This window comes from Streptomyces sp. NPDC048604 (genome assembly GCF_043199435.1).
GTDB lineage: Bacteria > Actinomycetota > Actinomycetes > Streptomycetales > Streptomycetaceae > Streptomyces.
Genome location: NZ_JBICVX010000017.1, coordinates 22,122 through 33,594 on the forward strand (window position 1 = coordinate 22,122; position 11,473 = coordinate 33,594).

The following is an 11,473-nucleotide window of genomic DNA, read 5'->3' on the forward strand; positions in this document are numbered from 1 at the left end:
CCGCGGACGGGGTCACGGACCACGGCGGCGACGGCGCCCCGCAACGCAACAGCACCCCCACCGTTCCCGGCAGGGGCGCTGGAGCGAGCGGTGCGGCGGATCAGACCTGGCCGGCCTTCGCCAGGGCCTCGCAGCAGGTGTCCACCAGCAGGCGGGTCACCGTGTACGGGTCCACGTTGGCGTTCGGACGGCGGTCCTCGATGTAGCCCTTCTGGTCCTGCTCGACCTGCCACGGGATGCGGACCGAGGCGCCGCGGTCGGAGACGCCGTAGGAGTACTTGTCCCACGGGGCGGTCTCGTGCAGACCGGTCAGACGGTCGTCGATGCCGGCACCGTAGTTCTTGACGTGGTCCAGCGGCTTCGAGCCCTCGCCCAGCGACTCGCAGGCGGTGATGATGGCGTCGTAGCCCTCGCGCATCGCCTTGGTGGAGAAGTTGGTGTGCGCGCCCGCGCCGTTCCAGTCGCCCTTGACCGGCTTCGGGTCGAGGGTCGCGGAGACGTTGAAGTCCTCGGCGGTGCGGTAGAGCAGCCAGCGGGCCACCCACATCTGGTCGGAGACCTCGAGCGGCGCCAGCGGGCCGACCTGGAACTCCCACTGACCCGGCATGACCTCGGCGTTGATGCCGGAGATGCCCAGACCCGCCTTCAGGCAGTTCTCCAGGTGCGCCTCGACGACGTCACGGCCGAAGATCTCGTCCGCGCCGACGCCGCAGTAGTAGCCGCCCTGCGGGGCCGGGAAGCCGCCGACCGGGAAGCCGAGCGGGCGCTCGCCGTCGAAGAAGGTGTACTCCTGCTCGATGCCGAAGATCGGCTCCTGCGCGGCGTACTTCTCGTAGGTCTCCACGAGGGCGGCGCGGGTGTTGGAGGAGTGCGGGGTCATGTCCGTGTTCAGGACCTCGCAGAGGACCAGGACGTCCTCGCCGCCGCGGATCGGGTCCGGGCAGACGAAGACCGGCTTGAGGACGCGGTCCGAGGCGTGACCTTCGGCCTGGTTCGTGCTGGATCCGTCGAAGCCCCAGATGGGGAGCTCGGCCAGGGTCGCGCCGCCGCTCGTCACTATCTTCGTCTTGGAGCGGAGCTTCGCGGTCGGCTCGGTGCCGTCGATCCAGATGTACTCAGCCTTGAAGGTCACGGGCCTCATCCTTAGGGCGTGCGGGTCTGCTGGCTGCCGCTCGCAGCGCTGCGAGAGACGCGGGTATGCGCGCAGCTTGGCAACAAGGGATTTCCCGGTGGTTGCCCGTTTGTGAACCCCGTGTTACTCAGCCTTCCTGCGATTCCCGCACCCGGCGTGCGACGACGTGCGCGTCGAGCAGCGACCCGAGGCCGGCCCGCTCGATCCGCCGCGCCACCTCGGCGTACGAGGTCCCGAGGGCCTCGGCCGTGCGCCCCAGGTGCCAGTCGCAGTCGGCGAGCCGCCGCAGCAGATAGCCCCGCCGGATCTGGTTCTCGGACAGCCGGAAGGTCTTCAGATACGCCGTGCGCCCCTTGTGGTCGGTGATCAGCTCGCCGATGTGCTGCTCCGCTCCGCCTTTCAGGAACGGCGGCAGGAAGCGCAGCAGTTCGAAGCCGCCCATCCGGTACACCCGCTCGAAGGCGTACGAGGTCCGAAGGAGGTCCCGCGCCATCAGCCCGTCGTGCGCCTCGGCCCACGCCCGCTCCTGGGCGAGCGCCGCCGCGCGCAGATCGGCCAGGCTCCGTACGCCGCCGGCCGCGTCCCGGATCCGGGCGGTGAACTCGGGCACGGGCGCGCCGTAGTACGCGTACTGGTGGATCAGCTCCCCGTACAGGTCCTCCACCAGGGTCGGGTGCAGCAGCCGGTAGTCGTCCGGGTGCGGCACGACGAAGGCCGCGGCCAGCGCGTCCGCGACGTACAGCATCAGCCCGCACTGCCCCGGATGGATCTCGAACACCCGCAGCGCCTCGCCGAGCCCCGGCACCGACCAGCCCGCGTACGCCGCCTCCGCCCGCGGCGACAGGCCCTCGCGCACGGCCTGCCGCGACCACTCCTCCCACACGACCTTCGGTCCGCCGAAGTGCAGCGCCAGATAGCCCTCCAGGGCCAGATGCAGCGGCAGGAACCGCAGCCGGGACTCGGGCCGGCCGGCGGACTTCCCACGCCCCCGCCCGCGCTTGGCGAGCCGGTGGTGCGCGCCGCGGACCGGGACCGTCTCGGGCACGCCGCCGAGCCGGGAGCCGAACGCCGCCGACTCGCGCGCCGCGTCCCCCTCGCCGGCGTTCCCGGACCAGTCCGCGACGAAGCCGTGCGGGATGTACGAGGTGTACGCCGTGCCGTCGCCGACGTCCACGACGTGGCCGTGACCCACGTACACCTCGCGGTGCAGCCGCAGCCCGGCCACCGGCTCCGCCCGCACCAGCGGGACCAGCCGGACACCGCCCCACACCTGCGCCGGACGCGTCTGAAGGCCGGTCAGGTCGATCCCGGTCATGCGCCGGCCTCCTTCAGGAACAGCTCCACCCGGCGGTCCAGATGCGCCCGCAGCTCCGCGAGGCCGGTCCGGCCCTCGGCGAACTGCGCGATCTCCACCAGCGCAGGCAGGTCCTCCGCGTCCCGCACCCCGGCCGTCGGCACGCTCGGCGCGAGCCGGCGCACGTCGAAACCGCCCGCGTCGTATACGGGGTTCAGGTGCACGGCGGCGGTGCGGCGCTCCGGGTCGAGGCGGCTGCGCCAGACCCGCAGCACCTCGCCCGCGAGCCCCGGCGGGGCGTTGTCCCAGCCGTCCGAGACGATCACCAGCCGGTCCGGCGCCGGGCCGGGGGCCTGCAGGGCGTCGAGGACGCGCAGGCCGAGCGGGGTCGGCCCGTACGGGCGGACCAGCAGCGGATCCGTGCCGCCCGAGGTCCAGTGCACACGGTACGACTCCGCCAGCGCCTCCAGCAGGAAATGGCAGCCGAGCGCCACCGCCAGCGGGCGGCGCCGCTTCACGCCGGAACCGGACGACGAGTAGCTGTCGTCGAGGACCGCGGCGACCCGGCCCCAGGTCCCCGCCTGCGGCCCCGCCGTCCGGCGCGCGGCGGCCCGCAGCGCGCCGGTCAGCTCCGCGCGCCGGGCCGCGCGCTCCTCGAAGGGGAGCGCGAGGACGTACAGCGCGAGCCGGGTCAGCGGCATCGTGGACAGGTCGGCCGCCACGCCCGGGCCCCGCTGGGTGCGCAGCCGCTCCAGGCGGGTCATCCGGGGCGCGATCCGCTCCAGGAACACCCCGCGCGGCACGCCGTGCCGGGCGGCGAAGCCCTCCGCGACGGTGAACGGCAGCTCGTACACCGCCCGCTGGTCGTGGTGGGCGCGGCGGTACGCGTCGAGCAGGGCGTGGTCGTAGCGGGCCCGGCGGCGCGGCGCGAACAGGAAGTCGCCGGTCTCGGCGCCCGGCGTCAGGTGCAGGTGCCGGACGGCGGTCTTCAGGCCGGTGCGGTACTTCACCGCGTCCAGGCCCAGGTCGGGACGGGCGGCCAGCCAGTCGCGCATGATCGCGCGGGTGCGGCGGTTGTTGACCTTGGCGGCGCGCAGCGCGCCGAACAGCCGGTAGACCCGCTGCGGCGGCAGCAGCGCGAGCCGGGCCGCGATCAGCCGGCCCTCGTGCGGGCCCGCCTCGTGCGGGGTGCGCAGCAGATGCTCGGCGATCAGGGCCGCGTTGTGGTCGTTGATGTCGAGCGCGAGGCAGGAGGCGTACAGGGGGCGGTAGTTGACCCGTACGTACTCGTGCAGGAAGGCCAGGGAGAGCCGCTGCTCGGCGGCGGACGAGCGGAACTCGCGCTGGCCGGTGGCGGTGACGGCCGCGTTGACGAAGAGCAGCACGTCCTCGGCGGCGACGAGCTCGGCGAGCGAATCGGACATGGCTCCCCCCGGGGCCGAACGTCATGGAGCCGGCCGGGGAATGGGGGCACGAACAGCGAAAACGTTGCTTCAAAGGCAGGTCCCGGAAGTCGCACCGGAGTCCCGCGGCCGGCCGGATCAACGTAACACCGGGGGAGGGGCGGGGAGTACGGGATATCGGGTGCGGGGTCTCGGGGACGGTGCCGTGCGCGCCGCGGCACCGTCGGGGCGGGACCCGGGGTCAGCCCACGCGCTCGATGCGGGCCTTGCGGATCAGGAACTTGCCGGGCTCGCGGACCTGCTCGAAGGCCGCGTTGTTGAGCAGCACGCAGCTGCCGGAGGCGGAGGTGACCTCGACGGTGGTGGACTTGGCGTTGTCCAGGTTGGTGACCTTCAGCCGGGTGCCGGGCGGGAACTGGTTGCTGGAGGCGGCGGGGGCGCCGGCCTCGCCGGAGAGGGTCACGGTGGACCCCGGACAGACGACGTCACCGCCGGCGGCGGGCGGCTGAGCGGCCGGTGGTTGGGCGGCGGGGGGCTGGGCGGCAGGTGGCTGAGCGGCCGGGGGCTGGGCGGCGGGCGGCTGAGCGGCCGGGGGCTGCGGGGCGGCCGTGTCCGTGCAGCCCGAGGCCGCCTGCTTGCGCCGGATCTCCGCGATCACCGCCTCCCGGTTGGCGATCCGGGCCTGGGACAGCGCGTCGGGGTTGGCCCGCTGGCCGGCGATGAAGCTCTCGTTGTTGGCGAGCGCGGAGGCCAGTCCGTCGCAGGCGACCGACGCCTGGCTGGTCCCGGTCATCACCACCGCCGTCCCCCCGACCAGCGCGGCCGCACCGGCCAGCAGCGCGACCTTCTTCCTCCGGCTGAGCGTCCTCTTGCGTGACACGTGGGCTCCTCTCGGTTCCGTGTGCCGATAGGTACGAGGAGCCCCCCGGTTCTGCTCAACTGCCGCTGCGGTCACTTCCGTTGCCCCGTGCATCGAGCGCCTCGCGGAGCGCCGCGCACAGCGCGTCGAGCGCCGGTCCGTAGCGCCGCTCCGGTGCGGCCGCGTAGCCCACCACCAGGCCGTCCCGGTGGGCCGCGGTGCTCTTCGGATGGCGGTAGGCGGACAGGCCCTCCACCGCGACGCCATGCCGTCCCGCCGCCGCCAGGGCCGGCGCCTCGGCGCCCGGCGGGAGGTCGACCACGGCGTGCAGGCCCGCCGCGATGCCGGTCACCCGGACCTCCGGCACACGCTGCGCCAGGACCTCCGCCAGCCGGTCCCGGCGGGTCCGGTACCGCTGCCGCATGCGCCGGACGTGCCGGTCGTAGCCGCCGCCCGTCAGAAGCTCCGCGAGGGTCAGCTGGTCGATCACGGAGGAGTACTGCTCCCGTACCCCCTTGGCGGCCACGACCTCGCCGACCAGCGGCTCGGGCAGCACCATCCAGCCCAGCCGCAGCGCCGTCGACAGGCTCTTGCTGACCGAGCCCATCAGCACCACCCCGTCCGGGGCGAGCCCCTGCACCGCGCCCACCGGCTTCCGGTCGTAGCGGAACTCGGCGTCGTAGTCGTCCTCCAGGACCAGCGGCCCGCCCGACCGGGCCCGCTCGGCCACCGCCGCCCGGCGCTCGTGGTGCAGCGGCCCGCCGGTCGGGAACTGGTGCGCGGGCGTGAGCAGGACGGCCCGTCCCCGGACCCCGCCGACCACGGCCCCGTCCGCGTCGACCGGCAGCGGAACCGTCCGCACCCCGCCCTCCGCGAGCAGCCCGCGGTGGAACGGCAGCCCGTACTCCTCCACCGCCCAGGTCCCGCCGATCACCCGGGCCAGCAGCCGCAGCGCGTGCGCGGTGCCGGAACAGACCACGATCCGCTCCGGCGTCGTGCGCACGCCCCGCACCCGCGCCAGATACGGCACCAGGGCCTCCCGCAGCAGCGCGGACCCCTGCGGGTCGCCGGGCCCGAACGCCTCGTGCGGCGCGGCGGACAGCGCCCGGCGGGCGGCGGCGGCCCAGGCGGTGCGCGGGAAGGTCGCCGGGTCGGGCTTGCCCTGCACCAGGTCGTACGGAAGGTCCGGGGCGGCCCCGCCCGCCGCGCGCGGCCGCGCCGGGGCGACCGGCGGGGTGACGAGCGGCGAGACCCGGGTGCCCGAGCCCTGGCGGGCCGTCAGCCAGCCCTCGGCGACCAGCTCCGCGTACGCCTCGGCCACGGTGTTGCGGGCGATGCCGAGGTCGGCCGCGAGCGAGCGGTACGGCGGCAGCCGGCTCCCCGGCGGGAGCCGCCCCTCGCGGACCGCCTCCCGCAGCGCCCGGGTGACCGCCGCGCGCCGGCTGCCGCCGGAGGCCGGCTCCAGGTGCAGATCGATCTGGAGCCCCCGGGTCACCGTCCGTCCTGATCGGCGAGACACCCCCTACCGACCCAGCGCGTCCCGTACCGCGTCCTCGGACCGCGCCACCACGGCCGTTCCGTCGTCCGCCGTGATGATCGGCCGCTGGATCAGCTTCGGATGCGCCGAGAGCGCCGCGATCCAGCGGTCCCGGTTCTCGTCGTCCCGGCCCCAGTCCTTCAGACCCAGCTCCTGGGCGGCGGCCTCCTGGGTGCGGGTGATGTCCCACGGCTCCAGGCCCAGCCGGTCGAGCACGGCCCGGATCTCGTCCTCGGTCGGCACGTCCTCCAGGTAGCGGCGCACGGTGTACTCGGCGCCCTCCGCGTCCAGCAGGGTGATCGCGCTGCGGCACTTCGAACAGGCGGGATTGATCCAGATCTCCATGCCCGCAACCGTACCTCTCCGCAGCGGTCAAAGACCGTCTGGCCAGGGACGATTGTCAGTGGGCGGCACTAAAATAGAGGCTGAAGCGAGGGTCCCGGGGAGGGCCCCCGCACACCTGCGCCAGGAGGTCGCCGCATGGCTGTCGCCACGTTCACGACGCTGCCCCTCGAACCCTGGAAGCCCCTGACGAAGAAGCCGCTCCCGGCGGGCCTGCCCCGCGAGTGGTACATCACCCATAACCGCCGCCTGAAGGCCATGCGCCTCGCGATCGCCCTGATGGACTCGGGGGTCTACGCGCCCTCCCAGGCGGACGACGCCACGATACGCACCACCGCCGACCGCATCGGCATGCACGCCCCGTCCGGCATCACCTGCCGCATGGTCCGCACGCTGCTGCGCCGCTGAGCGACGGGTGCTCTCCGTACCGGGAAGGCCCCGGTACGGAGAGCACCCCGCCCGCTACCAGGCCACCGGGAGCCGCTCCGGCAGCCGCTTCATGAAGTTGGTGCGCCACACCAGCTGTTCGACCGGCACCGCCAGGCGCAGCCCCGGCAGCCGTTCGAGGACCGTCTCCAGGGCGAGTTCCGCGTGCCGCTTGCCGAGCGCGGTCGCCGGGCAGTAGTGCCGGCCGCCGCCGAAGGAGAGGTGGTCGGCTGCGTTCTCCCGCTCCGGCCGGAAGGCATGCGGCTCCGGGAAGTGCTCCGGATCGTGGTTCGCCGCCTCCACGAGCACGAGCACCAGCTCACCGGCCCGTACGTCGGTCCCGCCGAGCCGCACGTCCTCCAGTGCGAGCCGCGGCAGCCCGTCGCCGATCGACAGGTTCACCCGCAGCAGCTCGTCCATCGCCCCCGCGACGCCGCGCCCGCCGCCCCCGGCCGTCAGCGCCTCCCGCACGTCCGCCCGGGTCAGCACCGACACCAGCGCCATGGTCAGGAAGCCCGCGGTGGAGATCACCCCGGCCCCGAACAGCGTCACCCCGACCGTCGCCAGCATCTCGTCCGTCAGATGCGCGTACTCGGGGTCGTCGCGCAGCGCCGCCAGCTCCGCCATCAGCCCGCCGGTCGCCGGATCGTCCAGCCGCTCGGTCATGTACGCGATGTCCCGGTCCCAGTTGAGCCGGGCCGCCTCGATCTCGCGCGGCGCGTTCATGAACGCCACGTCCAGGCTGCGCAGCAGCCTCGGCCCGTCCTCCTCCGGGATGCCGAGCATCCGGCAGTGCAGCCCCGCCGAGTACGGATCGGCGAACCCGCCCCGCAGCTCCCCGGGCGCGCCCTCGTCGACCAGCGCGTCCAACAGCTGTCCGGCCCGCGCCCGCAGCCACTCCTCCAGACCGGGCGCCTTGGGATTGATCGCCTTCATCACGGCCTTGCGCAGCCCGGCGCCGGTGATGTTGCCCATGTTGTTCACGACGTGCGGCGGGATCGTCAGCGCGTACTGGCGCGGCGCTCCCGGGGCCGAGGTGTCCTTCAGACTGAACCGCGGGTCCTCGAGCACCTGCCGGCACAGCTCGTACGAGGAGACCAGCCAGGCCTCCGCCCCGGCGATCGTCCGCACCTTCCGCACGGGCTCGGCGCGCAGCGCCTCGACCTCGGCGGGCAGCCGGGTCCCGTCCCAGTCGAAGGGGAACGCGGGCAGGGTCTCGACGGCGACGCTCATCACGCGGCTCCCCCAACGGTCTCGGCGGTGTCATCGGATTCGGTGGTCCGGGGATTCCCGGGGGCTCCGGGAATCTCGAGGTCCCCGGGATTCTCGATCGGCGTGAGAATCCCGTGCCCCTGATTGCGCGAGGCCCGCAGCCCCGATCCCCGGGCGTACAGCAGATCGGCCAGCGGCAGCGCCTGGTGGTAGCAGTTGAGCGAGGACGGCACCCCGAGGATCGCGGGGGTGTCCAGGAACAGCGGCACCTCGGCGCATATGTACGCCCGGCACACCTCCCGCTGCCGCTCGCTCGTCTCCTGCCCCGGCGCCAATTTCCCGGCCAGGAAGATCCCGGTCAGCGCGTCGCACGTCTCCCGCACCACCGGATCCGTGTCGATCGTGGCCGTCACCGTCCGGTGCAGCTCCCGGTACGCCGGAACGTCGCCGAACTCCGACATCCCCCGCGCCCGCACCCGTACCCCTGTCGGATCGGCCTCTTCCACCGCCGCTCCGACCTTCGCCCGCACCCCCCGCAGATTCTTGACGGCCTTGCGCCGTGCCTCGTCGGCCCCGTACCCCAACGCCTCGTACATGTCCGCGACATGCAGATCCGTGTAGACGAGATCGACCTGATCGAAGTGATCCAACCCCCAGCGCGTCAGCTCGCGCAGTCGCCGGGCGGTGAAATAGCTGTTCCCTGGAGAGACGCCGATGACCACATGCGCGCCCTCGTCTGCGATGACGCGGCAATGGTCGGTGTACGGCTTGAGTAGGAGCGTCTCTGCAGGGGCGAAAGCCGCCAGAGTCACGTTCGAATCGTCCTCATCGCGCCGCTAGTCCCAGCGGAGCCCAGTGCTCCGGGTGTGGCGGCAACGACGACGTCACGCTATCGATCAGTCGCGCAGCGTGAACCCTCTACTCGTAGGTACGTCCGAAAGTTTTCCGTCTGTTCACGTGATCATGGCCGGAAAGCGACGAGGCCCGTCGCCCCGGGAAAGGGGCGACGGGCCTCGTCGGATGACGCGGATCCGGCTTAGAGGTCGTAGTAGAGCTCGAACTCGTGCGGGTGCGGGCGGAGCTGGATCGGGGCGATCTCGTTGGTGCGCTTGTAGTCGATCCAGGTCTCGATCAGGTCGGACGTGAAGACGCCACCGGCCTGCAGGTACTCGTTGTCCTCCTCCAGGGCGCGGAGGACGGCCTCGAGGTTGGTCGGGACCTGGGCGACGCCCGCGTGCTCCTCGGGGGCCAGCTCGTACAGGTCCTTGTCGATCGGCTCGGCTGGCTCGATCTTGTTCTTGATGCCGTCGAGGCCCGCGAGGAGCAGCGCCGAGAAGGCGAGGTACGGGTTCGAGGACGGGTCCGGGGCGCGGAACTCGACGCGCTTGGCCTTCGCGTTGGAACCGGTGATCGGGATGCGCATGGCCGCGGAGCGGTTGCGCTGCGAGTAGACCAGGTTGACCGGGGCCTCGAAGCCGGGCACCAGACGGTGGTAGGAGTTCACCGTCGGGTTGGTGAAGGCCAGCAGCGACGGGGCGTGCTTCAGGATGCCGCCGATGTAGTAGCGGGCGGTGTCCGAGAGGCCCGCGTAGCCGGTCTCGTCGTAGAAGAGCGGCTCGCCGCCGGTCCACAGCGACTGGTGGACGTGCATGCCCGAGCCGTTGTCGCCGAAGATCGGCTTCGGCATGAAGGTCGCGGTCTTGCCGTTGCGCCAGGCGACGTTCTTCACGATGTACTTGAAGAGCATCAGGTCGTCGGCCGCGGCGAGCAGCGTGTTGAACTTGTAGTTGATCTCGGCCTGGCCGGCGGTGCCGACCTCGTGGTGCTGGCGCTCGACCTGGAGGCCGACGTTCTCCAGCTCCAGGGAGATCTCCGCGCGCAGGTCGGCGAAGTGGTCGACCGGCGGGGCCGGGAAGTAGCCGCCCTTGTAGCGGACCTTGTAGCCGCGGTTGTTCTCCTCCGCACCGGTGTTCCAGGCGCCGGCCTCGGAGTCGATGTGGTAGAAGCCCTGGTTCGCCGAGGTCTCGAAGCGGACCGAGTCGAAGACGTAGAACTCCGCCTCCGGACCGAAGAACGCGGTGTCCGCGATGCCGGTGGACGCGAGGTAGGCCTCGGCCTTCTTGGCGATGTTGCGCGGGTCGCGGCTGTACTGCTCGCCCGTGATCGGGTCGTGGATGAAGAAGTTGATGTTCAGCGTCTTGTCACGGCGGAACGGGTCCAGGCGGGCCGTCGACAGGTCGGCGCGCAGGGCCATGTCCGACTCGTGGATCGCCTGGAAGCCGCGGATCGACGAACCGTCGAACGCCAGCTCCTCGGACGGGTCGAACGCCGTCGCCGGGATCGTGAAGTGCTGCATCACGCCCGGGAGGTCGCAGAACCGGACGTCGACCATCTTGACGTCGTTGTCCGCGATGTACTTCTTGACCTCGTCGGCGTTCTGGAACCCGTGCTTCTCGGACATCCAACTCCTCCTACTCCCGGCCCGGGGAGGGGCGGGCTTGCAGCTCGGTCGTGCGGCCAGTGCGGTGGCACACGCTGGACCCGACCATAGGCAGGCGGGATTTCTCAAGCATGACCCATTTGTTTCGCCCAAGTTAACCGGACCGGGGGCGACGCCGCCTGCCGAGCGCGGTCGGCACCCGGGCGGAAGTGATCGAAAACGGGCGCAGTACCGTGGTCGGGTGGACAACAGGCAAGCACTCGGATCATGGCTCTCCGGCCCGCGCGCGGCGGCCGAGGAAGCAGGCGTCGACTTCGGCTACCGGGGCGAGCAGCTCGGCCTGCCCGAGGAGGGGCCCGGCTCCATCGCCCGTCCCGGCCGGCGCATGGGCGCGCTCGCCGTCGACTGGGCGCTGTGCAGCCTGATCGCATACGGGCTCATCACCCACAGCTACGGCCAGACGAGCCAGACCTGGGCGATCGTCATCCTCGGCGTGATGAGCGTGCTCACCATCGGAACCATCGGCTCCACCCCGGGCAAGCGGCTCTTCGGGCTCCGCGTGGTCTCCGTGAACGGCGGACGGCTCGGGCTCCCGTGGGTGCTGCTGCGCAGCGTGCTGGTCTGTCTGGCGGTCCCGGCGCTGATCTGGGACCGGGACGGCCGCGGACTGCACGACCGCTTCGCCCGCGCGGTCCAGGTCCGCATCTGATCCGTATCCGAGAACTCGCACACTTCACGGAAACACGAGAAGGGCGGGGCGGGGCCGCCGGCGCGGGGGGGCCGGGGGGGGTTGGGGGTATTTTTGTGGGGGCGGGCAGTGGGCCCCCC

11 protein-coding genes are annotated in these 11,473 nt (G+C 72.3%); 2 read left to right on the forward strand and 9 right to left on the reverse strand.

The genetic code is table 11. The annotated features are described in order from the left end of the window. Nucleotides 1-100 precede the first annotated feature (100 nt). The 6 genes from glnII to ACGFMM_RS29405 form a co-directional block, all read right to left on the reverse strand. Nucleotides 101-1,132: a glutamine synthetase gene (gene glnII / locus ACGFMM_RS29380; RefSeq protein ID WP_393649487.1), complete on the reverse strand. Its 1,032-nt coding sequence runs from the start codon at nucleotides 1,130-1,132 to the stop codon at nucleotides 101-103. A gap of 127 nt (nucleotides 1,133-1,259) precedes the next feature. Further along, entirely contained in the window at nucleotides 1,260-2,447 is a 1,188-nt protein-coding gene (locus ACGFMM_RS29385) for a hypothetical protein (RefSeq protein WP_393649488.1), read from the reverse strand. After that, nucleotides 2,444-3,850 carry a hypothetical protein gene (locus ACGFMM_RS29390; RefSeq protein ID WP_393649489.1) on the reverse strand — a complete coding sequence of 469 codons (1,407 nt, stop codon included), beginning with the start codon at nucleotides 3,848-3,850 and terminating at the stop codon, nucleotides 2,444-2,446. The genes ACGFMM_RS29385 and ACGFMM_RS29390 overlap by 4 nt, the downstream gene beginning before the upstream one ends. A 220-nt stretch (nucleotides 3,851-4,070) precedes the next feature. Continuing rightward, complete coding sequence (locus ACGFMM_RS29395; RefSeq protein ID WP_393649490.1) at nucleotides 4,071-4,709, reverse strand: hypothetical protein; 639 nt, start codon at nucleotides 4,707-4,709, stop codon at nucleotides 4,071-4,073. Between the two features lie 55 nt (nucleotides 4,710-4,764). Continuing rightward, nucleotides 4,765-6,183 (reverse strand): PLP-dependent aminotransferase family protein, encoded by a 1,419-nt coding sequence (locus ACGFMM_RS29400; RefSeq protein ID WP_393649491.1) that lies wholly within the window; start codon nucleotides 6,181-6,183, stop codon nucleotides 4,765-4,767. A 27-nt stretch (nucleotides 6,184-6,210) separates the two neighbouring features. Then, the gene (locus tag ACGFMM_RS29405) at nucleotides 6,211-6,570 is read right to left on the reverse strand and encodes an arsenate reductase family protein (protein WP_393649492.1); all 360 of its coding nucleotides are present in this window, start codon (nucleotides 6,568-6,570) and stop codon (nucleotides 6,211-6,213) included. Nucleotides 6,571-6,705: 135 nt separating this feature from the next. Between ACGFMM_RS29405 and ACGFMM_RS29410 the strand changes: the two genes are divergently transcribed. Beyond that, nucleotides 6,706-6,975, forward strand: a complete 270-nt coding sequence (locus ACGFMM_RS29410; RefSeq protein ID WP_393649493.1) for a hypothetical protein — start codon at nucleotides 6,706-6,708, stop codon at nucleotides 6,973-6,975. A gap of 54 nt (nucleotides 6,976-7,029) precedes the next feature. Here the strand turns inward: ACGFMM_RS29410 and ACGFMM_RS29415 are convergent, their stop codons facing one another. From ACGFMM_RS29415 to glnA, 3 genes are all read right to left on the reverse strand, one after another. Continuing rightward, the gene (locus ACGFMM_RS29415) at nucleotides 7,030-8,226 is read right to left on the reverse strand and encodes a cytochrome P450 (RefSeq protein WP_393649494.1); all 1,197 of its coding nucleotides are present in this window, start codon (nucleotides 8,224-8,226) and stop codon (nucleotides 7,030-7,032) included. After that, the gene (locus ACGFMM_RS29420; protein WP_393649495.1) at nucleotides 8,226-9,017 is read right to left on the reverse strand and encodes a tRNA-dependent cyclodipeptide synthase; all 792 of its coding nucleotides are present in this window, start codon (nucleotides 9,015-9,017) and stop codon (nucleotides 8,226-8,228) included. Before ACGFMM_RS29420 ends, ACGFMM_RS29415 begins: the two co-directional genes overlap by 1 nt. A 224-nt stretch (nucleotides 9,018-9,241) precedes the next feature. Continuing rightward, complete coding sequence (glnA, locus tag ACGFMM_RS29425) at nucleotides 9,242-10,666, reverse strand: type I glutamate--ammonia ligase (protein WP_393649496.1); 1,425 nt, start codon at nucleotides 10,664-10,666, stop codon at nucleotides 9,242-9,244. A gap of 220 nt (nucleotides 10,667-10,886) precedes the next feature. On the opposite strand from glnA, the gene ACGFMM_RS29430 reads away from it, so the two are divergent. Then, nucleotides 10,887-11,354 carry an RDD family protein gene (locus ACGFMM_RS29430; RefSeq protein ID WP_393649497.1) on the forward strand — a complete coding sequence of 156 codons (468 nt, stop codon included), beginning with the start codon at nucleotides 10,887-10,889 and terminating at the stop codon, nucleotides 11,352-11,354. Nucleotides 11,355-11,473: the final 119 nt, after the last annotated feature.

Coding starts and splice junctions, on each gene's coding strand:
- ACGFMM_RS29385 (WP_393649488.1), bottom strand. CDS start 2,447: ATGACCGGGATCGACCTGACCGGCCTTCAGACGCGTCCGGCGCAGGTG.
- ACGFMM_RS29390 (WP_393649489.1), bottom strand. CDS start 3,850: ATGTCCGATTCGCTCGCCGAGCTCGTCGCCGCCGAGGACGTGCTGCTC.
- ACGFMM_RS29405 (WP_393649492.1), bottom strand. CDS start 6,570: ATGGAGATCTGGATCAATCCCGCCTGTTCGAAGTGCCGCAGCGCGATC.
- ACGFMM_RS29410 (WP_393649493.1), top strand. CDS start 6,706: ATGGCTGTCGCCACGTTCACGACGCTGCCCCTCGAACCCTGGAAGCCC.
- ACGFMM_RS29415 (WP_393649494.1), bottom strand. CDS start 8,226: ATGAGCGTCGCCGTCGAGACCCTGCCCGCGTTCCCCTTCGACTGGGAC.
- glnA (WP_393649496.1), bottom strand. CDS start 10,666: ATGTCCGAGAAGCACGGGTTCCAGAACGCCGACGAGGTCAAGAAGTAC.